This is a genomic window from Paraburkholderia sp. SEWSISQ10-3 4 (assembly GCF_030464785.1).
GTDB lineage: Bacteria > Pseudomonadota > Gammaproteobacteria > Burkholderiales > Burkholderiaceae > Paraburkholderia > Paraburkholderia aspalathi.
The window spans coordinates 25,490-49,658 of record NZ_JALPRI010000002.1 but is presented as its reverse complement, the minus strand read 5'-3'; the positions used below and the strand labels follow the sequence as shown (position 1 = coordinate 49,658).

22 protein-coding genes and 1 pseudogene are annotated in these 24,169 nt (G+C 58.7%); 4 read left to right on the top strand and 19 right to left on the bottom strand.

Annotated features, from left to right (window positions below; translation table 11 throughout):
- The first annotated feature begins 33 nt into the window (after window positions 1-33).
- Window positions 34-2,352 (top strand): FdhF/YdeP family oxidoreductase, encoded by a 2,319-nt coding sequence (locus tag M0D68_RS06180; protein ID WP_266224005.1) that lies wholly within the window; start codon window positions 34-36, stop codon window positions 2,350-2,352.
- 71 nt (window positions 2,353-2,423) lie between these two features.
- On the opposite strand, the gene M0D68_RS06175 is transcribed toward M0D68_RS06180, so the two are convergent.
- From M0D68_RS06175 to M0D68_RS06085, 19 genes and pseudogenes are all read right to left on the bottom strand, one after another.
- On the bottom strand, window positions 2,424-2,927 hold the full coding sequence (locus M0D68_RS06175) for a M48 family metallopeptidase (protein WP_200617779.1): 504 nt from the start codon (window positions 2,925-2,927) through the stop codon (window positions 2,424-2,426).
- A gap of 59 nt (window positions 2,928-2,986) precedes the next feature.
- Window positions 2,987-3,631 (bottom strand): hypothetical protein, encoded by a 645-nt coding sequence (locus tag M0D68_RS06170; RefSeq protein WP_266224004.1) that lies wholly within the window; start codon window positions 3,629-3,631, stop codon window positions 2,987-2,989.
- A 248-nt stretch (window positions 3,632-3,879) separates the two neighbouring features.
- A complete protein-coding gene (locus M0D68_RS06165) occupies window positions 3,880-4,188 on the bottom strand; it encodes a hypothetical protein (RefSeq protein WP_054039802.1) in 309 nt (102 codons plus the stop codon).
- 676 nt (window positions 4,189-4,864) lie between these two features.
- The gene (locus M0D68_RS06160) at window positions 4,865-5,134 is read right to left on the bottom strand and encodes a hypothetical protein (RefSeq protein WP_093633602.1); all 270 of its coding nucleotides are present in this window, start codon (window positions 5,132-5,134) and stop codon (window positions 4,865-4,867) included.
- Between the two features lie 108 nt (window positions 5,135-5,242).
- Complete coding sequence (locus tag M0D68_RS06155; RefSeq protein WP_211706203.1) at window positions 5,243-5,638, bottom strand: hypothetical protein; 396 nt, start codon at window positions 5,636-5,638, stop codon at window positions 5,243-5,245.
- Between the two features lie 35 nt (window positions 5,639-5,673).
- Window positions 5,674-6,849 (bottom strand): glycosyltransferase, encoded by a 1,176-nt coding sequence (locus tag M0D68_RS06150; protein ID WP_266224003.1) that lies wholly within the window; start codon window positions 6,847-6,849, stop codon window positions 5,674-5,676.
- A 121-nt stretch (window positions 6,850-6,970) separates the two neighbouring features.
- Entirely contained in the window at window positions 6,971-8,278 is a 1,308-nt protein-coding gene (locus tag M0D68_RS06145) for a glycosyl hydrolase family 8 (RefSeq protein ID WP_266224002.1), read from the bottom strand.
- A 143-nt stretch (window positions 8,279-8,421) separates the two neighbouring features.
- The gene (locus tag M0D68_RS06140; RefSeq protein ID WP_266224001.1) at window positions 8,422-9,717 is read right to left on the bottom strand and encodes a sensor histidine kinase KdpD; all 1,296 of its coding nucleotides are present in this window, start codon (window positions 9,715-9,717) and stop codon (window positions 8,422-8,424) included.
- A 3-nt stretch (window positions 9,718-9,720) separates the two neighbouring features.
- On the bottom strand, window positions 9,721-10,419 hold the full coding sequence (locus M0D68_RS06135; RefSeq protein WP_211701105.1) for a response regulator: 699 nt from the start codon (window positions 10,417-10,419) through the stop codon (window positions 9,721-9,723).
- A gap of 31 nt (window positions 10,420-10,450) precedes the next feature.
- Window positions 10,451-11,311, bottom strand: a complete 861-nt coding sequence (locus M0D68_RS06130) for a polysaccharide deacetylase family protein (RefSeq protein WP_266224000.1) — start codon at window positions 11,309-11,311, stop codon at window positions 10,451-10,453.
- 346 nt (window positions 11,312-11,657) lie between these two features.
- Window positions 11,658-13,331, bottom strand: coding sequence for an FAD-dependent oxidoreductase (locus tag M0D68_RS06125; protein ID WP_093633608.1), 1,674 nt, complete (start codon window positions 13,329-13,331; stop codon window positions 11,658-11,660).
- Between the two features lie 12 nt (window positions 13,332-13,343).
- Window positions 13,344-13,832, bottom strand: a complete 489-nt coding sequence (locus M0D68_RS06120; protein ID WP_167378328.1) for a MarR family winged helix-turn-helix transcriptional regulator — start codon at window positions 13,830-13,832, stop codon at window positions 13,344-13,346.
- Between the two features lie 287 nt (window positions 13,833-14,119).
- A pseudogene (locus M0D68_RS06115) lies at window positions 14,120-14,242 on the bottom strand (branched-chain amino acid ABC transporter substrate-binding protein); the annotation flags it as partial.
- Window positions 14,243-14,295: 53 nt separating this feature from the next.
- Window positions 14,296-15,840, bottom strand: coding sequence for a tannase/feruloyl esterase family alpha/beta hydrolase (locus M0D68_RS06110; protein WP_266223999.1), 1,545 nt, complete (start codon window positions 15,838-15,840; stop codon window positions 14,296-14,298).
- A 480-nt stretch (window positions 15,841-16,320) separates the two neighbouring features.
- Window positions 16,321-16,713, bottom strand: coding sequence for a DUF4440 domain-containing protein (locus tag M0D68_RS06105; protein ID WP_211701101.1), 393 nt, complete (start codon window positions 16,711-16,713; stop codon window positions 16,321-16,323).
- A 71-nt stretch (window positions 16,714-16,784) separates the two neighbouring features.
- On the bottom strand, window positions 16,785-17,861 hold the full coding sequence (gene hppD, locus M0D68_RS06100; RefSeq protein WP_266223998.1) for a 4-hydroxyphenylpyruvate dioxygenase: 1,077 nt from the start codon (window positions 17,859-17,861) through the stop codon (window positions 16,785-16,787).
- Between the two features lie 50 nt (window positions 17,862-17,911).
- Window positions 17,912-18,325, bottom strand: coding sequence for a RidA family protein (locus tag M0D68_RS06095; protein WP_093633613.1), 414 nt, complete (start codon window positions 18,323-18,325; stop codon window positions 17,912-17,914).
- Between the two features lie 99 nt (window positions 18,326-18,424).
- Window positions 18,425-19,099, bottom strand: a complete 675-nt coding sequence (locus M0D68_RS06090; protein ID WP_143131660.1) for a Crp/Fnr family transcriptional regulator — start codon at window positions 19,097-19,099, stop codon at window positions 18,425-18,427.
- 72 nt (window positions 19,100-19,171) lie between these two features.
- Window positions 19,172-20,644 (bottom strand): FAD-dependent monooxygenase, encoded by a 1,473-nt coding sequence (locus M0D68_RS06085; protein WP_266223997.1) that lies wholly within the window; start codon window positions 20,642-20,644, stop codon window positions 19,172-19,174.
- A gap of 278 nt (window positions 20,645-20,922) precedes the next feature.
- Between M0D68_RS06085 and M0D68_RS06080 the strand changes: the two genes are divergently transcribed.
- From M0D68_RS06080 to M0D68_RS06070, 3 genes are all read left to right on the top strand, one after another.
- Window positions 20,923-21,552, top strand: coding sequence for a TetR/AcrR family transcriptional regulator C-terminal domain-containing protein (locus tag M0D68_RS06080; protein ID WP_093633616.1), 630 nt, complete (start codon window positions 20,923-20,925; stop codon window positions 21,550-21,552).
- Window positions 21,553-21,905: 353 nt separating this feature from the next.
- Window positions 21,906-22,733 carry an SDR family oxidoreductase gene (locus tag M0D68_RS06075; protein ID WP_200622304.1) on the top strand — a complete coding sequence of 276 codons (828 nt, stop codon included), beginning with the start codon at window positions 21,906-21,908 and terminating at the stop codon, window positions 22,731-22,733.
- A 307-nt stretch (window positions 22,734-23,040) separates the two neighbouring features.
- Complete coding sequence (locus M0D68_RS06070) at window positions 23,041-24,057, top strand: sensor domain-containing diguanylate cyclase (RefSeq protein ID WP_234487127.1); 1,017 nt, start codon at window positions 23,041-23,043, stop codon at window positions 24,055-24,057.
- Window positions 24,058-24,169 lie beyond the last annotated feature (112 nt).

The following is a 24,169-nucleotide window of genomic DNA, read 5'->3' as shown; positions in this document are numbered from 1 at the left end:
AAGCCTCGTTCAAGCCATATCCGGCGGCAGATCATGAAGAAACCCGAAGCTCGCATCGAACCGTATACCCACCCCGCCGCTGGCTGGGGCGCGCTCAAATACGTCGCCATCAACCTCCTCAAGGAAAAGGTGACGGGCGGCGATTACCGCATGCTGTTCAAACAGAACCAGCCGGACGGTTTCGACTGCCCGGGTTGCGCGTGGCCGGACCGCGAGCATGCGTCGACCTTCGAGTTCTGCGAAAACGGCGTCAAGGCGGTAGCGGCCGAGGCGACCAGCAAGCGCGTGACGCCGGCGTTCTTCGAGGAGCATACGGTTGAAGAACTGATGGCGCAGTCGGATTACGAGCTTGAACAACATGGCCGTCTGACCGACCCGCTTGTCTACGACGCGATGCGCGACCGTTACGTGCCGATCGGCTGGGACGAAGCCTTCGACCTCATTGCCGACCACCTGAAGCGCCTCGACGATCCGGACAGCGCCGCCTTCTACACCTCGGGCCGCGCCAGCAACGAAGCCGCGTTCCTGTACCAGTTGTTCGTGCGCATGTACGGCACCAACAATTTCCCCGATTGCTCGAACATGTGCCACGAAGCGACCAGCCGCGGCTTGCCGCATACGGTCGGCATCGGCAAGGGCACGGTCACGCTCGACGACTTCGAACACGCCGATACGCTGCTGATCTTCGGCCAGAATCCGGCAACCAACCATCCGCGCATGCTCGGCGAACTGCGTGAATGCGCGAAGCGCGGCGCGACCATTGTGTCGATCAATCCGCTGAAGGAACGTGGCCTCGAGCGCTTTGCGAGTCCGCAGCATCCGGTGGAAATGATCACGATGGGCAGCACGAAGATCAGCTCCGTGTTCATCCGGCCGAAGGTGGGCGGCGATTTCGCCTTGATCAAGGGCGTCGCCAAACGCGTGATCGAGCTCGACGACGAAGCGTTGGCGTCGGGTCTGGAACGCGTGCTCGACGTCGCGTTCATCGCCGAACACACGGTCGGCTTCGATACGTTTGCCGACGATTTGCGTGCCGAAAGCTGGGACACGATCGTCGCCGAATCAGGCGTGCCGTTCGAAGACGTGCTGAAGCTCGCCGACATCTACGTAAAGGGTCGTGCGGTGATTTCGACGTGGGGCATGGGCCTCACGCAGCACAAGAACTCCGTGCCGACGGTGCAGATCCTGTCGAACCTGATGATGATGCGCGGCAATATCGGCCGCCGCGGCGCGGGCTTGTGCCCGGTGCGCGGACACTCGAATGTGCAGGGCGACCGCACGGTCGGCATCGAAGAACGGCCGACTCAGGCGTTTCTCGATCGGCTCGGCGAAGTCTACGATTTCGAACCGCCGCGTGAGCATGGTCTCGACGTCGTCAACACGATCCAGGCGATGCTCGACGGCAAGGTGAAGGTGTTCATCGGCCTCGGCGGCAACTTCTCGATCGCGACGCCGGACACGCCGCGTACGTGGGAAGCGATGCGCTCGTGCGAGCTGACCGTGCACATCACGACCAAGCTGAACCGCAGTCACCTGATACATGGCCGCGACGCGCTGATTCTGCCGACGCTCGGACGCACCGAAATCGATCTGCAGAATGGCGTGGCGCAAGGCGTGAGCGTCGAGGATTCGATGAGCATGGTGCACATCTCGTATGGCATGAACAAGCCGGCCTCGGAGAATCTGCTGTCGGAGATTGCAATCGTCGCGCGCATGGCGCACGCCACGCTCGGCAGCAACAAAGTTGATTGGCTCGCTCAGGCCGCTGACTATGCATTGATTCGCGACGGCATTGCGCAGGTGATCGACGGCTTCCAGAACTACAACGAGCGCCTCAAGAACCCGGGCGGTTTTCACCTGGGCGTGGCGTCGCGCGAGCGGATCTGGAAAACGCCGAGCGGCAAGGCGCAGTTCCTTGTGCATGCGATCGACGTCGACACGCCGATTCATCAGGCGCGCGCCGAGCATGGCGAGCGTCTGATGACCTTGATGACGACGCGTTCACACGACCAGTACAACACGACGATCTACGGCCTCGACGACCGTTATCGCGGCGTGTATGGGCAGCGGCGCGTGCTGTTCGCCAACAAGGACGATCTCGCGATGCTAGGTTTCGTTGCGGGCCAGCGCGTGGATATCAAGAGCGTGTGGGCCGATGGGATCGAGCGTCACGCGGCTGGGTTCCTGCTGGTGGAATACGACATTCCGCGTGGGTGTCTTGGCGCTTACTATCCGGAGACGAATCCGTTGGTGCCGCTCTCTTCGGTTGCCGATGGCGCGGGGACGCCGACTTCGAAGTCGATTCCGGTGTTGTTGACGGCGTCGGAGGTTGTTGAAGCGGTTGCTGCTTGATGCTCTTGATGCGGAGCTTCGGACGACCGCTCGTAGGCGCCGCCCGAAATTCCGCATCTTAAGCTTGGCGCTCAAGTCTGGTTTTTCGTCAGATCGCGGTGCGTGAGATACAAGCGTAGATCGAATTCAATCTGGTGGTAGCCCGGTTGCATGAATTCGCAGAGGCGGTAGAACGCCTTGTTGTGGTCGCTTTCCTTCAAGTGAGCGAGTTCGTGCACGACAATCATTTTCAGGAACTCCGGCGCGGCCTCCCTGAATAGCGAGGCGATGCGGATTTCTTTTTTCGCCTTTAGCTTGCCGCCCTGCACGCGCGAGATGCTCGTGTGCAGGCCGAGTGCGTGGCGCACAACATCAAGCTTGCTGTCGTAAGTGACCTTGTCGATTTGCGCGCCGTTGCGAAGGTGTTCGCGCTTGAGCTCCGAGCAGTACTCGTACAGGGCCCGATCTGTTTGCACCTGGTGCGTGTCAGGGTACCGCTTCGCGAGGTAAGGGCCGAGTTGCTCGTCGGCGATCAGCTTTTTGACTTTTTCCTGCAGCCCGGCTGGGTAGCCTGTCAGGTATTTCAGGTGTTGCATGGCAATGGGGTTTGCTTGTGACGATGGCCTCGCGGCGACGGACTTTTGTTGAGCCGAATTCAACCGCGATTGCCTTCGCAATCCGTCCACAGGCGCAGCGGATTCCGGTGAAGCGGATACTGCTTGTCGAGCCACGCCGACAGCCGTGTCCAATCAGGGTGGTTGGTCCCGGTCTTCGCGGACCACGTCGACGACCTCTCGAGAATCTGTCCGCTCTCACGATCACGGACAAGCAGACTGCCAAGACCGCTCGAACTGTTCTCCTGCGTTTCGACCCGATATCGTGGCAGGAGTCTCACTTCAGCATCTCCTGCCCAGCCGTACACGGCCCGGACCACGCCAGTTGCGTCCTTTAACTCCACTGCACCGCTGGGTGGCCGAGCGGCCGTCCAGCCTTCAGGAAATTCCGCCACAACCTCATTGCCGCTTTCCCGGACCCATTTCATACGCCAGGCGCGCTCCATTGCATCGCGCACGTGCGACACCGACTCGTAGCCTGGCGGCAACTCGATCGCGGCAGGCAAGGTAACGAGGTTATCTTTCCAAAGCTTCGCCTCGCCACGATCGCGTCGATCGGTTGTTCTGGATACTTCTTCTCCGAACGGGTTATCAGGCCGGCTAGCGAGACGGGCGCCGCTTTGCTGCAGGTCGGGGAAAAGACCGTCTGCATCACGACGCGTTAGTTTTGGTTTTCCGTTTTTCATGGTGTTTCGCTAAAAGGCGCTCTCAGGAACGACCAATTTACATTAAACATGGCGACGCTCTGCGCAACGGCGCAATTATCCTGGCCACGGCGACCGCCAGTTCGATATTTTCCGCATCAAGGGCAAGTAGGAAGGCGCGTCGCCTTGCACGTCAATTTACGGTCTCTGCGAATGATTTTCGAGGACACCACGACCGTGCGCAACGGCAGCACCGCTACGCCAAGGTCCGCCCGGCCGAGTGTGCGCGGTCAAACGTGCGGCAAGTCGTCAATACACTTTTCGACGTGCTCGCCAGGGACATCGGTGTCAATCCCGTCGTGGCCGTCGGCGTGAGCAACCGACACGATTTTTGGCCCCAGAAACCGTATGCCGCCGAGCGTAAAAAGGGACCAAACAGCATTCCCCCGACGGATCGCGGCCACGACTTCGGCCACCTCGACAATCGACGTGGGGGACAACCAGTCACGCGTCGCCGGGTCGACGGGAGCCCAACGCACGTGGGTAATCCTGTCGTTCGTCGGATTGATGCGAATGGCGTCTATAGCAAACGTAGCCATATCTGCCTCCATCATTCTGCCAAAGGGATTTCACCATTATGCGCTGCTTCTTTTTCTGGTTCATTGACCAATTTTCTTGCCGGATCATCTGCGACGGCGACGGCGCCGCACCTCGAGCGCGATTAACTGCGGAATGTGTTCGGCAGCGTTGTCTTCAGTCAGGCTGATCGTGAGGCGGGACCCCGTCGTCACTCTGGACAAGCTTAGGGCGCCCCATTGCGTCAGGACCTGAATCCACCAGTTGGTTGCGGTAGTCACAGGCAGGACAGAGGAAAAAGAAACCTTGTTTGTCGGCTTCCGGCTCGACGCGATCAAAGGGGAACGACACATTGCAGTTTCGACAGGTCCACATAGCGGCCTCCGTCGGTATCTTCGAAGAATCTTCGTATGAAGGATACTAGCCGCAAGCCGACTCTCCTGCGCAAGAGAATCAGTGCTGCCCCGCGTTCAGGAGCATCCAGATCTGCCGCGTGGGGGCACCTGCAAGAATGCGGGCAAACACGCCGCCGCACCGCACGCAGGTGTAGTGCTCTTCTGCTCGCGTATCCTTCACAGTGCCGACGCCGTTAGGCCTCAGGTCGTCGTGCGCAGCCGCGGTAGCCGGCTGCCCGTAGAGATCAGCGCACCGTGCGCATGGTTGAATCCAGAGTTCCATTGTGAACAACTAGCGCGGTGATCAGCCGTTGCCGGCGACCGGGCCGCCTTCGACCATCATGTCGACGCGCCGCTTGCCTTCGACATACCCAGCCTCGCGGGCCTCTTCTTCACTGCCGAACGTGGCGACAAGTTCCTGGAAGCGAATGCTCTGCCCGGCGAGGTGGGCATCGGAACCGTGGCGACAGATGTACGCCGAGTAGTGCCACAAGGTGGTTGGGGCCGGGGGACCGTATGCAAGGATCGGCAGGACCCAGACTTCGTATCCGTTATGTTCGATCTTGTCCCACATGGCTGTCTCCATCGTGATCGTCGAGGAATCGTAGCATGTAGTGGCCGATCGATAGGGATCGCGCTTCAAACATGACCACCTACCCGCTTCCCCGTAGCGACCATTGCGTTAGCAAGAACTGTTGCGCGTTCCGACATCACCCGCTCCCAGCAAATCTCCATAGCTTACGACAGCGTTGATCCATTTCCTGAGTTCCTCGCGCTCCAGATCGAGCAAGCGTTCCGGCAATCCCGAGTCATTGGCGGCGCCCAGCATATTGTGAAGCGCCAGGAACGCCAGAGTTTGCGAATACATCACATGGGAAAGACGTAAGCGCATTTCTGGGTGCGCCTGCCCAGCCGCATGGGTATCTTCAATCGCATACGCCAGCTTCTCGCTGATATAGGCCAGCGGGACACCGTTACGGGTTTCCCGAGTTGTATACGCTGCGCCGTTGGATGACAGTGGTAAATTCATAGGTAGCTGAATGTTGTTGATTTGATTCTGGAGCGCCACAGTGGTCACGGGTGTTCAGCACACTCGCTCAATTACGACGCGCTCTAGGCGGTGCGCCCCCGCGTCACCCGTTGAGCGAGACCTTTTTCTGCTGCCAACGGCGAGACTCTTGATAAGCACTCGACGTAAACCGCCTCAGTACGGGCCGCGAAAGTCTGCAATGAAAACTCCGCCTCGCTCTTGGCACGTGCAGCGGCGCCGGCACGCTCGACCTCGCGCGGATTGCACAGCAAAAGCATGAGAAGCTGCGCGATGTAGCCGTGTCCACCTGGCGGGACCAGCCAGCCATCCTCGCCAGGGGTCACATTCTCCGGCAAGCCACCGGTGTCGGAGACAATCACCGGCTTGCCCATCGCCATCATTTCCCGGCACGCGAATGACAACGTTTCCCGCTGGGAAAGCACAAAACCCACGTCCAGAAGCGCTACTGCAGGCCGAACGTCCCGAAGCATCCCGGTGTAGATCACCTGCCTCGTCATCCCCAGTGCGGCCACTCTTGAGCGCTGCGTTGCATCGGGTAACTGACCCGCGAGAACAATGCGGACGCGCTTGCGCAATGCATCGGGCAACATGGCAACCGCAGTCACCATGTCCAGCCAGGCTTTGTTGTCATCCATGCCTGCAGTGCTCCCGACCACCAGCGCATCCTCTGGAATCCCAGGCAAAAAGCGGCTTCGAATCCTGCTAACGGTAGCAGCACTCACAGGCGCGAACCGGACGAGATCGATACCGTGCCGTACAACCCAATTAACCTTGCGTCCATAGACAGTTTGTGCCAGCCGGCGGCGTGTGTACGCTGAAACACAAATGACCGAATCGGTCCCTAACGTGCCTTTGAGCCATGTGGTCACGCTCCTCGCAGGCAGATCATTGTGTTTCGTATAAACGATACAGGGGCTGCTTTTCCCCAATCCCGTCGTAGCTAGCATCGCGATCCGATGATCCGCGGAGCCATTGACATGCAGGATATCGAACCCGTTCAGTTCGATCAGACGGCGCAGCGCCAACCCGGTTCCGACCATCGATGTCAGGGTATTGCGAAAACCCATCGCCACCACTTCGACACCGGGAATCTGCCTCGCGTACAGATAGAGCCGGCTTGACCGGGGTGCCGCGATCGTCACGCGATGGCGCCCGCCTAGTGCTGCAGCCAGGTTGAGAATATAGGTCGTATGACCGCCGCCATCACCCGTGTGAAAGTTGGTGTAGAGAATCTTCATAACAGCAGGTCGCCTCAAAATTTCCGATTTGCTCGAGCCAGTAGTACGCGGGTTTCCAGACTGCAAGTGCTGATAACGCGGTAACTACACGGCGATTCCGTTCACTGCATTAGGACCGTTATCAGGGCTGCAGCCACGCGCCCGACATGACGATCATCGACAGTAGCTTGAGCGTATTGCCGTAGTAGTCGTTGTTCTCCAGGCTCTGGCCGCGCAGGTTTTCCCAGATCGCGTTCAGCCATTCCTGGTTGTCCGAGTTAATCATCGCCGACACGCCTAACGCGGAAACAAAAGCCAGGCTGTTCCTGCCCTCAGCCGCGACGGGCACGCCATTCAGATGGTAGGTACTGGCGAACGACGTGGGGTCTCCACCCGTGGCAGATCGCGCCCAACGGTTGAACGTGCCGAGTACATTAAACGCACGCGGCTCGCCGTAGAGTAGATAATCCATCCCGACCCGCCACGGATAGCGAGCCGCGTTCCACGAATACTCGCCGTCTCTCGGGTCCCCGACCAAACGTGGTTTCGCGGGCCTGGGCTCCCCATCCAGGTGGAAGATAAAGTCCGGCATCAACGCAGTTTTCGGGCTGTAGTGTTGCTGGATCTCGCTGACGATCACATAGGTTCGGTCACGGACCGCCAGCCATCTTGCATCGCCGCTGTCGGTGAAGAAAGCCTTCAGGTGCGACTGCATGAAATCGGATGACCGTGTCGTGTATTCGATCTCCGGGTCGCCATCTGTTCCGGCCCAATCACCGATCATCAGGTGTTTGCCTGCGGGGTGCACTTCATACCGCAGAATGGCTTGCATCACTTCCCGCGCTTCCTGGCGATAGTTGATCGCGCCGTCGCTGCCCCATTGGTGGTCGGCCAGCAACAATGCATACGCAATGTCCAGATCGCCGTCGGTCGCACTGACTTTCCCGCGGAACGTGCCGCCCGAGTTGGCGCAACCTTCTACCTGATTCCAGGCCATCAGATGCGGGCTCGACACCGCGGGGTGGTCGCGGAAGTACCGGACCATACCGTCGAAGATGTCGCGAGCGTCATTGTCATGTGCCGCCATCATGACGGTGATCAACATGCCATAACCGTGGGCTTCCGATACGGTGATTGTCTTCGGCGCCGTATCGCCGCCAACAGGTCGGTGGTCCGCATTGACCTTGACGAAATAGCGCCCGTCTCCACATTCTTGCACCACATACCTGGCTCTCCATTCTCTATAGAATGCCCGCACCTGGCTGTCACGTTCAGCCGCTGAAATGTGGTTGGGCAGAATCGTGCCCCCGACATAGGGTTTTGCCGTCAAGACTTTCTGCACCCTGCGCTTTGCCGCTTCGGGTCTGGCTGTCGCATCATCGCCGCCACCGCAGGCGCCGAGGCACGCTGTTACGCAAAGAATCATGAACTTTGATTTGATGTCCCGCATGAGCTTCCCAGTCGGTTCGTTGCAGACAAGTTGTGATCGAGCGCAGCATCAACATCACAGTCAGCGCACAACGTCTGAAACGAGCATAAGTGACAGGCATACGCGGTGTTGTCACCGCACGTAACAGGGCAACCGCCGCGGGATCATGCGGGCAACGGCAGGGTCACGCGGAAGCACGCGCCGCCCAAAGCGCTGGTTGAAATGCCGATGCTGCCGCCCTGCAAATACACCGCGCGCCGTACCAGCGCGAGTCCGAGTCCGAATCCCGAGCCCTCCTCACCACCGGGCGCGAGCCTGACAAAAGGTTCGAACACGCGTTCGCGGTCTTCCGCGGCAATGCCGGGGCCATCGTCCTCGACCTCCAGGATCATCTGCCGCGTCTCGTCGAGGCGGGCACCCACAATGACGTGGGAGCGACCATGCGCGAGCGCGTTCTCAAGGAGATTGCGGGCAATCAGATGCAGCAGGTCTCTGTCGCCAGTGAACTGGAGATGTTCCGGTTGTGCGTTGACGTTGATCACAAAACCTTTGTCGTCGACATCCATGCGCTCTTCACGCAGCCATGTCAGAACCGCGATAGGTTCGCGGGCAACGCGCGCTGGCGCATCGGTCAGTCTGGCGAAACGTAGACTCGCGCGTACAAGCGATTCGAGTCGGTCGACATCCAGTTGCAGTCGTTCCTGGAGACGGTTCCGGGTTGCGACGTCCTCGCTCCTGCCGAGCAGCATCATGGCAAAGCGCATTCGCGCAAGCGGGGTACGCAACTCGTGCGAGACCGCTTGCGACACCTCCTTGTGACGCTCGCTCATCGCAGACAGGTCTTCGACATGCCTGCGCATAGCGAGCACCAGCGGCATCCATTCCCTGTCGACGGCGGGCAGCATGATGGCCGGCGAGCGCGCCATGTCAGAAAGGCAGGCAGTGATCTCCTGCAAGTCGCGGCACCATCGTTGCTTGCGCCGCCAGGCGACGACTGAAAAGCCCAGGATGGGAGCACTTGCGGTTACGGCGGTCAAAAGAAAAACCGGAGAACCCAGTACATCCGTCAGCGCAGCGCTGCCCCACATCGGCCCGAACTGAATCAACGTGTCGTCGTCGAGTGAGAAGTAGGCGATCTCCTCACCACTGTTCTGTGCGGCCTGCTGATGCAGGAGCATGGTGCGCGCTTGCGGCGGCAGCTCAACGCTGTCGGCCGCAACTAGCTCGATCGGATACTGGAAGTGCTGGCGTAGCAGTATCAACCGCTGCTCGCGCTGCGCCGTCGACAGCGGTCGAAGTTGCTCCGCAAGCAGGTAGCCGGGTCCGGTCATCAATTGGCGGAAACTGTACTCGCTGATGCCGACCGCAGCGGAGGCCGACAGCCACAACAGGCCAAGGATCGAGCCAGTCCATCCGACGCCGATCACAATGATCGACCAACGTCTCAGTGAAAGCCGCATGAACTACTCCTCGCCCGATAGCTCGGCAAACAGGTAGCCTTGCGTAGTGATGGTGCGGATCGTCACAGGGCAAGCCAGGTTCGCCAACTTCTTCCGCAGCCGGGACACACGCATATCGATCGAACGATTGAGGCCGTCGTACTCCACGCCGCGGAGGTTCTGAAGCAATTGCTCCCGGTTGAGCGGCGTGCCGGCATGGCGAGCGAAAATCGACAGGAGGTCGAACTCCGCCACCGAAAACGCGACAGCTTTATCGTTCAGCCAGGCCCTTCGCGCATGGAGGTCTAGCCGAAAATGCCCGAACGTGTGGTCGAACACCCGGCCAGGTTTGGGACGGCGAATGTCCCTTCGCAACAAGGCGCGAATGCGGGCCACGAGCAAGAGAGGATCGATCGGTTTGACGACAAAGTCGTCGGCGCCGACATGGAAGCCCATCAACTGTTCTACGTCCTCGTCCAGTGCCGTCATCATGAGAATCCGCCCTGAATAGGAGGACCGAATCTCGCGGCATAGGGAGAATCCATCCATGCCCGGCAACATGACGTCCATAACGAGCAGGTCCGGGCGTACTGCATCGATCATCTTCACAGCCACGTCGCCGCGGTGAGCTATCGCAACCTCGAAATTTTCGGAGCGCAGAAACTCAGCCGTCAATGCTGCGAGCGGAAGGTCGTCTTCGATCAACAGGAGCGTGTCTGGCATGGTGGCGCAGCGTCCATCGTGTAGAGAATTCTCATAGACGCACGCCCTTTCTGAATTCTCTAAGTCGTTTGAACCAGTAATAAGCGGCGCCCCACTGCGGATGCTGATAGCGGCGTACTTTCCGCGCCAGCCACTCCGCGCTCTTGCCGTTGTCCGCCATACGATGAATCTCGTATGGATCGCTACCCGCGTGATTACGGCGAGTGTTCCTCGTTGTGTATAGATATTCGAAACCAGCGACCCGAGCAGCCGCGATATAGTCGTCGTCGTAATAGCCTTCTGGCCAGCACAGATGCGTCGATACCATACCCAGGCGATTGGCCAGAATACATTTAGATATTTCGATATCCTGTGCGATGCGATGCCGCTTGCTGACCGAATCACTGCACAATATGTCCCAGCGGCGATGACTGTGCGTATGGCTGTGGAACTCGAAAGTTCCGGCCTTACGCATGAGTTCGATCTCGCTCCAACGCACTGTGACATCGTCCGATCGGCCCGCCTGGACGCGTTGCTCGCACTCTGCGTGCGACATGCTCCTGGCCGCGCGAGCTGTGATGACGGGTCGAACTGGACCGTCATGAATGCGACCAGTCACGAGAAACATAACGGCATTGAAACCGTAGCGCTCGAGACATGGATGCGCGTGAATATAGTTGTCCAGGTATCCGTCGTCGAATGTCAGAAGAATCGATTTATCAGGCATGGGCGCACCGCGCAGGAAGCGCGCGAATTCGTCCGCGGTGAGCGTGACATATCCGTTGCGTGCCAGCCAGTTCATCTGCGATTCGAAACACTCGGGTGAGATATTCAGCAAGCCATTCGACTCTGAAACATGGTGGTACATGAGTACCGGCAGCGAGAGAGCGAACGATTCCATCGATGATTTCATCTACTATGAAATTCCAGATTTTCAGAGCGATTACCAGGCGGAAATCCAGACCTCTCTGTTGACGAGATCGGGCAAATCAACTATTGATGTCGACTGTGTATTACCGTTTTTTACAAGAACGGGCGAATGATAGACGGAAGTATTTCTTCCGTCCACGAGCCGTTTGTCTGGATTTGTGTACTTTTGTCGCGAGCTATGCGCTTGATGCGGCATGGACGAAAAGTCGTCCAGATTTGACGCGGGGTGCGTTACGACGATTGGTCGTAACGCACCCGCATGAGGTACGTATCGCTACGGCGCTGCATGGTCCGAACGCCGCTATTTTGCCGACACTTGCAGTCAGACTTCACTCATAGAGAGCCAAATACTCATGCAGCGACTGAAGGACAGCGGCGCCCTCGCCGACAGCCGCCGCGACCCTCTTCACCGAACCACTGCGAACGTCGCCAACGGCAAAGATGCCTTGCCGGCTCGTCTCCAGAAATCTAGGCGGACGATCTGGCGGGCACGCCTTAAGTGCATCGGTGCCGGTGAGCACGAAGCCGTTCTTGTCCAGCGCAACACAATCGCCGAGCCAGCCTGTACTGGGCTGCGCACCGAGAAACAGGAAGACGTGCCGGATCGGCTTTTGTTCGACCTGCCCTTGCCGGTCCCATTTGACCGATTCAAGCCGCTCATCGCCGTACAGTTCTACGACCTGAGTCCGCTGATGAACGGTAATGTTGGACGCCGCATCGATCCGTCGGATCAGATAATTCGACATGCTCGTAGCGAGTCCGTCACCGCGAATCACGATGTGGACATGCCGAGCAAATCCCGCGAGGAAAACGGCTGCCTGACCGGCTGAATTTCCGCCGCCGACGATGATCAATTCTTCGTTGGCACAAAACGCGGCTTCCATGAACGTCGCGCTGTAGTAAACGCCGCGCCCCTCGAAATTCTCAAGGCGGTCCAGCGGCGGTTTCCGATAACGCGCGCCAGTCGCAACGACAACAGCGCGGGCATATACGTGCTCGTCGTAGTTGAGCCGAATGTGAAAAGGCGGTGCGTCCTGGCAATCGATGCCGAGCGCTTCAATGGGTACGCCGACCTCGGCACCGAATTTCCGGCATTGCGACAGGCCGCGGCCGGCAAGCGCTTGACCCGAGATACCCGTTGGGAACCCGAAGTAATTTTCTATCTTCGAACTGGTACCCGCCTGGCCACCCGGCGCCTTGGTGTCGAGAACCGCGACCTTCAAGCCTTCAGAGGCCGCGTATACCGCGGCCGCAAGACCTGCCGGTCCGGCGCCCACCACGACCACGTCGAACCGTTCTCCATTCAGCTTGTCGGGACTGAGACCAACTGCATCGGCCACGGCGCGGTGGGTCGGGCTCTTCAGAACGTGACCTTGCCGCGTGATGACCACCGGAATATCCGCTTCCGTCGCGCCATTGCGTTCGAGAAGCGCTTGCGCCTCCTGATGGTCGACGATATCGAAGTAGGCCGATGGCTGACCGTTGCGGCTCAGAAAATGCCGAAGCCGGAACGTGGCCGCGGACGCCGCACTGCCAATGACCAGAATACCCCCGCTCTGGTCCTGAATAAAAGCGACCCGGCGCAGAATGAACGCACGCATGATCGTTTCGCTTAATTCGGCTTCTGCGATGACGAGCGCGCGCAGCGATTCCTCGTCGATTACGATGACTTCGCAATCACTGGTGGCGCGCGCCGATGCCACCGCGGCGCGGCCGGCAAGTGTTCCGACCTCACCGGTGAAGCAGCCTGGACCGTGCGAACCCAGCACGTGGAGAGCGTCTCCGGAGCCTCTCGTCGCCTCGATCGTCCCTGAGACGATCGCGAACATGGGAATGTGCCGGTCACCTTCGGAGAACAGCACGTCGCCCGTGTTCAGCCTGCGGCGCTCACCGTACCTCTCCAATAGTGCAAACTGTCTTTCATTCAGTATTGGAAAAATCTGGTGGTGGCGGCTGCCGCCTGACACCAGGTCTCCAAATCCGCCTGACGATTTATCGCTCATGGTTGCGTTTCCTCAGCTTTGGCGACGCGATCGGGGTTTACGCGGACGGCCTTCCGGCTCTGGCTCAGAAGGGATCACGTACGGCTCGAGTTCCATCAGGATCTCGTCGAGCCTGATGCGCAATTCCTTTGGCACTCGCGCCATCATCTCAGCATAGGCCTCGGTTGTTACCTGGCGCATGGCTTCTATTCTTTTCAGGCCATCAGGCGTCAATTCAACACACTTCTGCCTGCGATCCTCGGCCGCCTCCTGACGATCCACCACGCCTTCCCTATACAGCCCGTCGACCATACGACTGGCCGCAGCATGACTCAGGCCAGTTGCCTCGGCCAGTTCAGCAATGGTCTGCGAATCGTGGTGATGGAGGTGAAACAGGGAGATGACGCGCGCGAAGGTTACGTCGCCGCTTAACATCGTCGACGCGTGGTGAAATACCCGCGAGGCAACCAGTCCATACAGGAGTTCGAGTTTGCGCCCGATGCCGGTTGCACTACCTTTCATGCGCCTGTCCATTTCCGACGAATATTTGCATTGCGATACCCTGTGTTGACAGATTCCTCGCCACGGCCTGCCGCGTGAGGGCAGCGGGAAGGCGTGCACGCCGGCACACCTTCGATGCGTGGGGACTGTTCAGGTTGGATTTTCGCAGATATTCGCGGAAAGGACGTCAGTTGTATGTGCGCACACATCTAGCGCAGTCTGACTGTTCTCGCAGGTAGGCATTGTGTCCAACATGGGTTGAGCTGGTGCCGCGTGCTCGACACCAGTTCACTCCAGGCACAGCACGGTTAGTCGTTGCGCAACTTCCACTTTCCGTCGACGATCTCGACGATTACCCTCGCGCGCCGATCAAGACCATTGTGATCCGCTTTAGTCGTGTTCATGACGCCATGAGACAGGGGCAAGTCCTTGCCGCAAACGCGCAGGAAATCGTTATTCGCTATTGGCAGGTATTCACGCGTGTCTAGCTTGCGGCACAGGTGTAGCTGGCCGCGGCGCTCACGCTGCCGGAGCCCGAATAGTGCGGCACGGTTGGGTACGGGCAGTCCGGCAGGGACGACGTCACATTGCCGTTGGAATCGAATTTCGTCAGTACCAGTTGCCCTGGGGCGGTACCCTGTTCGACCCACGCGATCATCGCGCCGAGATAGTCTGTCTGATCAGGACCGTTGCCACCGAGTACGTGGCCCACTCCTGGCTCAAGATAGAAGCGTGCATTGCCTCCCGCGGACCCGGCAAGCTGCACGACGGTTTGCCAGTTACGCAGATGGTCGCGTGGTGAAATCAACGGGTCGGCTGCGCCGTTGAACGAAATCAGTTTTTTGCCTGCCATCAGGTATTGCGCGATGGCCTGCAGGTTGTGATCCGCTCCGACGTTTTGCAGCCCTGCGGCAATGACCGGATACGAGGTGTCGACGTTGAAGTTCGCTTGCAGACTGCCCGATACCGTTGCGGGCAGCAGCCAGTTCGCATTGCCTGTCGCAATCGCCGCGAAGCCGCCACCCAGCCCGCCATAGGAACCGACCCCGAACATGGAGCCGAAATCCGCCCAGTTGTACCCGGAAAACAGTAACTGGCCGCCGCTTGTCGACAATGGCGCGACTATTCGCTGCACGGTTTGCAACTGCGCTGCCGAAAGACAGGTTGCCGCGGGCGCACCGGATGCACCACACTGCAGGGTCGACGGATCAAAGGTACAGGCAGCAGGATTCAGGATCACGCCGTTGGCATTCCCGCATTGTGCGACTGCCGCGGAATACGCTGCTGTCCACTGAGCACTTGAGGGCATCGCAGCGGAACCGGCAAGCGTTGCAATATTGAGCATCGCCGTTACCTGGGTTCCCATATTCATGGTCTCGTCGCCGGCGATGATGCCGTCGTAGTCTCCCGACTGATTCTGGGCGGCAAGATAGGCCTCGCGGCCACCGTTCGACGCGCCGCTGAAGTACGTATATTTCGGCGCGGAACCGTAAAAGGCGGCAATCACTGCCTTGGCGAAATGAACCGTGATTCCCGTCGATGCATACGCGTAGTCCTTCTCCGCCGTTGCATTCGTCAGCAGATCCGCCGGATTGCCGGTGCGGTTTCCGCCATTCGAAGCGGTATAGGCGATCCCACGGACCAAGGGCTTGATGAGCGGAAATTGTGCGGATGTTGCTTCGACCGTGGGGATGCTTCCGTCGAAACCACCGCCACCTTGCTGGAGCAGCCGCTTCGACCAGTTGTCGGGAAGATCGACCTCGATGTCGAGTGTGGTACTGGCGGCTCCCGTTGCGCTGACCTTGCAATAACCCGGGTTGCCACCTGCGGCAGCAATGCGTGAAGTTGCCGTCACCGTAATGCCATTGAACTGCTGGCCGTTTATTTTCGTGCACAGCGCTGCATAGTCGACTGGCGCCGGCGACGCGACATTGTCCGAACTGCCACACCCCGAAAGTGCGAGGACGCACCCTCCCACCGCCAGTGCGACAACGAGTCGCCTGGCATTGCATTCAATCCAGCTCTTCACGTTGGTATCTCCAGATATAGGTGTCGTATTTATTGCCGTCGCGGCCGGAGAGTCGGGTTCTTCGCTTTCGTCGGGACGAGCAGGATCGCTGCCCGGCAACGGGAAGTAGATGGGTAATCTGAAGGAACACATCCGCCTGATTGAGCGGGTCGGACATTAATAAACCGTCCGGTCGTTCAATCAATGTGTGTAACGTTAGGATCGTTTTGGCTTGACGCCAAGCGGGGTTAACCCGCTTGGTTGGTGATATATGGGGTTACCCGGCGGGTAGAGTGTGGAAAGGAAATTAGGCTTAGCCGAATAATGCTCATGCACACGTACCTACTGTATGCATAATATGCGTTCATGCATTTAATTGACGCAACATATACGGCGTAGGCAGGGATCCTTCAAACGCAGGCGGCCCGCCAGGATTTTTTCCCGATCCCTTTTTGTCGCCTGAGGCGACGACCTGTTCGTTCATGTGCTGCGCGACAACACTCACAACGGGTGGTCGGTGTTATCGATATCGACGGCAACGACCCAATCGCCCTTCTCCATCTTCCATATCACCACGTACTTCCCACGGATTTCCACCGGCTCACCCTCCCGCGTCAAGCTGACGACGTAGCTACCGACGTCATACGCGATGTCGAGACTCGCGGATACGGTCAGCGTTGGGCTGTAGAGCGCCTTGAAGTCAGGGCGCATGAGATAGGTACGCCATACGGCGATAACCGCGTCCTTGCCAACATGCCGCGGCTGTCCCGGTTGCATATAAACGGCGTCACTCGCGTAAATTGACGCTATCGCATCGATGTTCTTCTCCGCTATTGCGGTCATCCATCCGTTATATCGGGAAAGGAGATGGTCCCGAATGTTCTGTTCTGTCATGGCTTCATTCCTTCAGGGTGGTCAGTGAAAGGGTCCGCAGCAGGGACCGTGGGTTCTCTGCTACGCGGTGGTCAATTAAGTGAGCCGCGTTGTTGCTGATCTTTCTCCTGCGATTCGAACAGGGCCTTGAAATTGCCTTCGCCGAATCCGTCTTCTCCCCGGCGTTCAATTATTTCGAAGAAAACCGGCCCTATCTGGCGCTTCGTGAAACGCTGCAGCAGAATCTTCTGCGGACCCTTGCCGTCGACCAGGATGCCACGCTCAGCCAGGTGCTCGATGTCAAGGCCGTGTCCCGGAAGACGCCCATCGATTCCGTCGTAATAGTTCTGCGATGGCGCCGCCATGAACTCAATGCCGGCAGCACTGAGTTTTTTAATCGTGTCTTCGATGTTGGATGTCAGCAGCGCGATGTGTTGAATTCCCTCGCCGCCGTAGTCGCGGATGAATTCATCGTTCTGGTTGAGCACGCCGGGTTGGTCATGAGCGGCGGCAGCCACCGGAATCGATACACGACCGCACGGGCTCACCATTGAGCGCGCGCGCATTCCGGACATATGGCCTTTGACTTCGAGATACTGCTTCTCAGCGAACCCAAACGTGTCGCGGTAGAAGTTGGCCCACAAATCGAGATTCTTGGGGTGCACAATATTCGACGTATGGTCGACGGCCAGGATATTGGCATCACCCTCCTGCGTGTTTCTGGCTTCGACTGGAAGCAAGAAGATTTCGCGGAAGTCGCGGTCGACGAAGTACACGAGACTATCTCCGATACCGAGAATCGTCGGCGTATCGAGGACAAACTCGCCCTCCTGTTCCGCGGATGCGCTAGCAGCACCGCCGGACAACGCCTGCTCGTGCGCTACCTTCGCGTCGTTGACGCGAATCCCAATCGCACGCACCGACGCACCATGCTGGGATTCGAACGCGTTCGGATTCCCGTTAACAATGAACACGGCTGCGCCTTGAGTCATCAGGAGCATGTCGCTCTTCGACTTGCCGCGAAGGCGAAAGCCAAGGTTCTCGAAGAGTTCGACGAGTTCCATCGGCTGGGATGAGACGAACTCGACGAACGCGAATCCGTTAGTTTTCACTCGAGTGGTCATAATACCAAGTAGTAATCCAAAATATATGTCGTAGATCGGGCCCAAGGGAGCACGCTCTCATTCGACAATCAGGCCGCGGCCGGCGAAAGTGGAACTTACTTGCGGGTCGCAGCGACCACCTTGATCTCGACGATAAGCTCAGGGCGAGCCAGCGCGGCGATACCGAGAATGGTCCACGCCGGGAAGTCCGAGCGAATGTATTGCTCCTTTACTTCGCGGAACGTGGAGAGTTGCGAGCCGACATCGACGTGATAGGAAACGAGCTCGACGACATCCGTGAAATCGAGGCCCATATGCTTGAGCACGGCTTCGATACGCTTGAATGCAACGTCGATCTGTTCCTTCGGATCTTCCGGAATCGACCCGTCGGCACGCAAGCCGATTTGGCCAGCGATGAAGACCAGCCCGTTAGCCGTCACGGCCGGCGAGTACTGGAACAGGTCGAAAATGCGATTGCTTCCAAAGGTTGCGTCGTCGTCAGGAAGACGCAGGCGCTCGATTTTGCTCATGGCAGTCCTTCAATCAACTGGTGTAGTACGGGAAATTGATTCCAACGTGACCACTTTAGGTGACCAGCTAAGCTGCCGTCTGTATAGCGTGATACCAAATCAACCGAGAAGTTTGGACGAGTCGAGCACCCAGATACGACGTTGCCGGAGTTCAATTGCGCCGAGCGTCGTCAAGCGCTTCAGTGCACGGGTGACGGTGACCCGGGTCGCCCCCGTCATGGCGGCGATCTGCTCATGAGTCAGAGGGATGGATATCAGCGTGCCGTCCTCGCGCTTCTCGCCGTACAGCTCGGCCATCCGTCCCAGTAGCTCCCCGATTCGCATCTCCGGCTTTGGAAGCGCGAGGTATTGGATGCGGGACGCCAGAATCCGCTGTTTGAGCGCAACGATGCGCATCAGTGAGATGGCAAGTTCTGGACAGGACGGAATTGCCCCGGTGATAACCCTGATGTCGAACTCGATCAGTTCCGAGTCTTCGGCTGCGATAGCTGTGGCGATGCGCGGGAAGCCATCCATAGCGGGGCTTTCGCCGAACATCGACCACGGCCCCATCATTTCAAGCATGAACTCGGCGCCGTCACTCTGAAAGATCGAAACCTGGATACGACCGGAAAGCAGAAAGTAAAAGGTGAAACCAAGCTCGCCTTGACGATAAATCATGTTGCCCTTCTCGACCTTTATCTTCCGGCCGAGATGGGCTGCACGAATCCACACGCCCGCCGTGGCGTCATCCATATGCCATGTCTCGGTGGTCGCCGCGGCGCTCTTGCTCAAACCTGACTCCTCTCATGTGGGCGTGTTGACGCGTGTATTGTGGCATGAACATAAGTGCTACTCGATTGCGTGCTAAGCAGCGTCGACGTGACGTTCCTCTGCACTCTGGGCAACATACCCGTCCGGGCGCATCAGTATCGCTTTCAACCCAGAGAACATCGAAGCATGCTCGACGCCCCTCACTTCCTCAAAAATTACCGCGTCTGTCGGAAGCCATTCTGGTATCGCCACTTGCGCGCCAGCGTTAAATGCGAGATGAACCCATTTTCCCGCGCTGAGAAGCGAATACAAATTCGTCCGTTCTCCATTCTTCAACTGAAGTTCAGTATCGCGGATCCGGTTTCCCAGCAGGGACGAACTCGATCCAGCACAACCAGGCAGCGCTTCGGGATAGCGCACACCGAAGCCAGAAACCTGCCGTGCAAAATAAGCGTTGATCTCGGGGTTCTTGAGCATGTCATTGAATACGCCTCGCAAAGCGCGTCCATGAGGTGAGAAGCCGGTGATCAAGTAGCCTTGCGCCATCGTCGTATCGTGAAGATAGGCACCCACCGGCCTGCGTTCCTGCTCATAGGTATCGAGCAGGTATTCGGGTGCCTCTCCTTTAACGACTGCCGCCAGTTTCCAGCCGAGATTCATTGCGTCCTGGATGCCGACGTTCATGCCCTGCCCGCCTGCCGGCAGGTGAATATGCGCTGCATCGCCGGCGAGAAAAATTCGCCCCCGGCGATAGTGAGAAGCGAGCCGGGTCTCGTTGTCGAACCGCGAAAGCCACAGTGGGTCCCGGGCTGAAAAGTCCGTTCCGGCGATCATCCTCGTCACGCTGGTCAGTTCCTCGAACGTCACGGGGTCGTCGCGCGTCACGCCGCGATCCACGGCCTCATTGAGAACGATGCGATAGTGGCGACCGTCACCCAATGGCGCGACCATCACGCTGCCCCGTTCATTGAATTCGGAAAACAGGGGTACGCTGGGCGGCGCATCCAGCACGACGTCCCCCATCAATGCCATCGCTGTCGCCGGATATCCCACGAAATCGATACCCGCCTCTCGTCTGACAATGCTGCGAGCACCATCGGTTCCTACGACATAGGCGCCGGTCAGCTCGAACGCACCTTCGGGTCCCGCCCCACGAACGCTGACCGAGCCTGAATCGACTGTCATGCCTTCGACAACAGCGCCTCTGCGGATATCAACGCCTAGTTCTAGCGCCCGCTGCTCGATGATCTCTTCGGTTGCTTTCTGCGGAATAAAGAGCGTGTAGGGAAAGCGGCTGTCGAAAATATTAAAATCAAGCCTTGTATCGAGAACCGCATAGTGGCCCGCCGTGATCGGCTTGCCAGTGGCAAGGAAACGGTCCTCGATTCCTCGCAGCGACAACACCTCCAGCGTACGACCGTGGATGGTCAATGCACGTGATTGCTCGACGCGTTTCGTGCGCCTTTCGAGCACGACGACGCTTAGCCCTGCAAGCCGCAATTCGCACGCCAACCACAGACCGACCGGTCCGCCTCCCACCACCACAACTTCGAACGACGTATTCATATCAACGGTATTCCTCAAAGTGAATACGCGGACTTTAATCTAACGGTGTTAGATAGTAAACTGAAACTGTCGTCGGTAGGCGCCGTATGCCGGGTCCTGGGTTCGTGCAATGCGTGCCATTGCTTACTTCACCGAGCCTCCAACTGCTTCTTTGCAACCGCGCGCCTGCGATAACTGTCAGTGGCTACTAACACTGTTAGCTTAGAATGTCGAATCTCCACGCACACTCAATAGCGGCAGCAAGTCTCGATACCCTCAACATTCAAAAAAAGGCACCCATGGCAATACAGAAAGAACAGGTCATCCAGGTTGCGATGGACCTCCTCGATGAGCTTGGAATCGAGGGTGTAACAATGCGCAAACTTGCGCAGGCGCTCGATATCAAGGCAGCCTCGCTGTACTGGCACTTTGCGAACAAGCAGGAACTGATGGACGGCATGGCCGATATGCTTATGGAGAACGTCGCGCGTAAGGCGCCGCGACATCATCAGTGGGAAGAGCGGTTGCGCCATATCGCGGTCGAAATCCGCCGCGCGATGTTGAAGCATCGGGACGGCGCGCGCGTGTTCGCCGGCAGTTATGGCGTGGCCGAAAATGTCATGCGGGTCGGCAACGCGATGATGGCCACGCTGGCCGAGGCCGGCGCAAACACCCGGCTGTCCTCATGGGGTTCGTTCAGCGTGCTCTACTACGTGCTCGGATTCGTGATGGAAGAACAGGCGCTTGGCACAGACAACGACATCGACATGGATGCGCGCCGGGCCGCGTTCATGGCGTTAGCGAACACAGGCTATCCCCACGCATACGAGGCGGCCGACGACATCTTCAATCACAACTTCGACCAGCGCTTCGCATTGGGTCTCGACCTGCTGATCCGGGGGTTCAAAAGCAGGATCGCCGAGTCTTGATAGACTAACAACTCCGGATCGTCGATAACGAAGCCGACGTCAGCGCCGAATTCGCGCGCCTGCCAGGTTAGCAGTAAAGCTCCCTGCCCTCCCTACCCGCTGGTCTGACGACTCCCCAGACCAACCGACGCTATCCTGTTGTTCTCCCCCACTTGCGTGCACTGCCTGCCGAAACTGTCCGCGCGGGCGTCACCGCCACCGCCATTCGGCATCAAGCCTGACTCCCTTCACAATTTCCCTTGACGACTAACACTGTTAGCCTAGAATACCAACCTACCACTGTTAGATTAGCAATGACAGCGGTATCGGTTAAAACCAGGCTGGTGATCCGGCCTCTTTCGGAACTAATGCATATGAGTAAGAAAGTCTGGTTCATCACAGGTACCTCACGCGGATTCGGCCGCGTCTGGGCCGAGGCCGCTCTCGCACGCGGTGACAGTGTCGCCGCCACAGTGCGGGACATTGCGAGCCTTAATGATCTCGTCGAGTCGTATGGCGACGCGATTCTTCCACTCGCACTCGACGTCACGAATCGCGGCGCCGTGTTCGCCGCGGTCGAACAAGCGCATCGTCACTTTGGTCGCCTGGACGTGGTGCTGAGCAATGCGGGTTATGGCCTGTTTGGCACTATCGAGGAAACAGATGAAGCGGCGGCACGCGCGCAGTTCGAGACGAATTTCTTCGGTTCGCTGTGGGTCATTCAGGCCGCGTTGCCGTTACTACGTTCACAAGGTGGCGGTCACGTGCTCGCAGTATCCAGTCTTGCCGGCGTGATCACTTTCCCCACGGCAGGCGTCTACGTTGCATCCAAATGGGCGGTCGAAGGTTTGTGCGATGCGCTTGCCAAGGAAGTCGCGGACTTCGGCATCAAGGTAACGCTCATCGAACCCGGCGGCTACGACACCGACTGGCGCGGCACATCCGCTCATCACGCAACGAAGCTGGACGCGTACAGCGGCTTGCGCGAGAAGCTAGCGGCAGCCCATGGCTCACGCGCCCTCGGTAACGCCGAGGCCACAGCCGAGGCGATTCTCGCGGTTGTCGACGCACAGACCCCGCCGTTGCGTCTGTTGCTTGGCGACACTGCCCTCCAGATCGCAGAACATGCCTACGCGGATCGGCTCGCCACGTGGCGGCAATGGGAAAGCGTTTCGAAAGCCGCTCAAGGCAATGCCGGCTAACGCCTGGGCTCAACTGCGCATCGAGTTGAGACGAAACGACGGCATTCTTGAATGGCTCTCAACTACGTTGCTTGGGCCTGATGAAGTTTCGTTCCCACGGCGGGCCTGTAAGGCTTTGCTGAAAATAACGTCAGGAAATCCCGGACCGCACTCGTTCCTACGCCGATGCGCCTGCTTTACTACGTGGTTGCCCGCTGGGCTGAGGGTGCGGCGGCCGGATGATCCACATCCATAAGCCATTCGCAGGTCGGCCATGGAATATTTGTCCCGTAGAATGTCTCTGAGCAATTTGCCCTCGGAGAGACCCTTGCAGACACCCTTCAACGACGTTGTGCCCGACAACGAAACGCTTCTGGCGATCGTGCGGGCACAGACGGAGATTGCCAAGCTCGGACTGGATCTTGGCGGTGTCATGAGTTTTGTCACCGAGCGTGTTCAGCAACTGACGCAGGCCGATGGCGCGGTGGTCGAGCTTGCTGAAGGCGATGAAATGGTCTACCGCGCGAGTTCGGGCATTGCTTCCTCGCTGCTGGGTTTGCGGCTCAAACGCAGCGGCAGTCTATCCGGTCTATGCGTGGAAACCGGCGACATCCTGCGATGTGCGGACTCGGAAATCGATCCGCGCGTCGACCGTGAGGCGTGTCGGCGAGTGGGCCTGCGCTCGATGATCGTCACGCCACTCAGGCATGTCGATACGACGGTGGGCGTGCTGAAGGTCGTGGGCGCAGCGGCTAACGCGTTCACCGACGAAAATATTCGCGCGCTCGAACTGATGTCCGAACTGATCGCTGCCGCGATGTTTCACGCAGCGAGGCACGCAACCAGCGAGCTTTATTATCTGGCTACGCGAGATGCGCTGACGGGCTTGCCGAACCGCGCGTTGTTTTACGACCGACTACGGCAGGCGATTCAGCAAGCTCAACGAGCTTCGGCGACGCTCGGCATTCTCAATCTGGACCTCAACGACCTGAAGCCCATCAACGACCGCTATGGCCATCGCGCGGGCGACGCGGCAATCAGGGAGGCGGCGCTACGCATGAACAAGACAGCGCGGTGCTCGGACACGGTGGCGCGCGTGGGTGGCGACGAGTTCGCCGTCATCCTGCCCGGTATCCACTCCAAGGCAGATGCCGAGAGGCTGGGCATGCGTATGGTCGAGCAGGTTCGTGAGCCGTTCGAGTTCGAGGGGCGCGCGCTCGACCTCGATGTCAGTGTCGGCGCTGCTGTTCTTCCCGACGATGGCGTCGAGATGACAACACTCATTGATCGAGCCGATCAAGCTATGTATGAGGCAAAGCGGATGCGGAAGATGGAGCGCATGTGAATGCGTGCGGTAAAGATACCGCCACCCGGACCCCTCTACCCTCTCTATCCCGCGTTGCGCCAAACGGTTTCCGCGTGAATGGCCTCGGATCGGCTTGCTCTGCACGGTTCAG

Excerpts from the sequence above, each read along its gene's own strand:
- M0D68_RS06105 (WP_211701101.1), bottom strand. The coding sequence starts at position 16,713 with ATGACAGAACAGAACATTCGGGACCATCTCCTTTCCCGATATAACGGA.
- M0D68_RS06095 (WP_093633613.1), bottom strand. The coding sequence starts at position 18,325 with ATGAGCAAAATCGAGCGCCTGCGTCTTCCTGACGACGACGCAACCTTT.
- M0D68_RS06135 (WP_211701105.1), bottom strand. The coding sequence starts at position 10,419 with ATGCCAGACACGCTCCTGTTGATCGAAGACGACCTTCCGCTCGCAGCA.
- M0D68_RS06080 (WP_093633616.1), top strand. The coding sequence starts at position 20,923 with ATGGCAATACAGAAAGAACAGGTCATCCAGGTTGCGATGGACCTCCTC.
- M0D68_RS06130 (WP_266224000.1), bottom strand. The coding sequence starts at position 11,311 with ATGAAATCATCGATGGAATCGTTCGCTCTCTCGCTGCCGGTACTCATG.
- M0D68_RS06160 (WP_093633602.1), bottom strand. The coding sequence starts at position 5,134 with ATGTGGGACAAGATCGAACATAACGGATACGAAGTCTGGGTCCTGCCG.
- M0D68_RS06120 (WP_167378328.1), bottom strand. The coding sequence starts at position 13,832 with ATGAAAGGTAGTGCAACCGGCATCGGGCGCAAACTCGAACTCCTGTAT.
- M0D68_RS06085 (WP_266223997.1), bottom strand. The coding sequence starts at position 20,644 with ATGAATACGTCGTTCGAAGTTGTGGTGGTGGGAGGCGGACCGGTCGGT.
- M0D68_RS06170 (WP_266224004.1), bottom strand. The coding sequence starts at position 3,631 with ATGAAAAACGGAAAACCAAAACTAACGCGTCGTGATGCAGACGGTCTT.
- M0D68_RS06125 (WP_093633608.1), bottom strand. The coding sequence starts at position 13,331 with ATGAGCGATAAATCGTCAGGCGGATTTGGAGACCTGGTGTCAGGCGGC.
- M0D68_RS06075 (WP_200622304.1), top strand. The coding sequence starts at position 21,906 with ATGAGTAAGAAAGTCTGGTTCATCACAGGTACCTCACGCGGATTCGGC.
- M0D68_RS06140 (WP_266224001.1), bottom strand. The coding sequence starts at position 9,717 with ATGCGGCTTTCACTGAGACGTTGGTCGATCATTGTGATCGGCGTCGGA.
- M0D68_RS06165 (WP_054039802.1), bottom strand. The coding sequence starts at position 4,188 with ATGGCTACGTTTGCTATAGACGCCATTCGCATCAATCCGACGAACGAC.
- M0D68_RS06145 (WP_266224002.1), bottom strand. The coding sequence starts at position 8,278 with ATGCGGGACATCAAATCAAAGTTCATGATTCTTTGCGTAACAGCGTGC.
- M0D68_RS06150 (WP_266224003.1), bottom strand. The coding sequence starts at position 6,849 with ATGAAGATTCTCTACACCAACTTTCACACGGGTGATGGCGGCGGTCAT.
- M0D68_RS06180 (WP_266224005.1), top strand. The coding sequence starts at position 34 with ATGAAGAAACCCGAAGCTCGCATCGAACCGTATACCCACCCCGCCGCT.
- M0D68_RS06175 (WP_200617779.1), bottom strand. The coding sequence starts at position 2,927 with ATGCAACACCTGAAATACCTGACAGGCTACCCAGCCGGGCTGCAGGAA.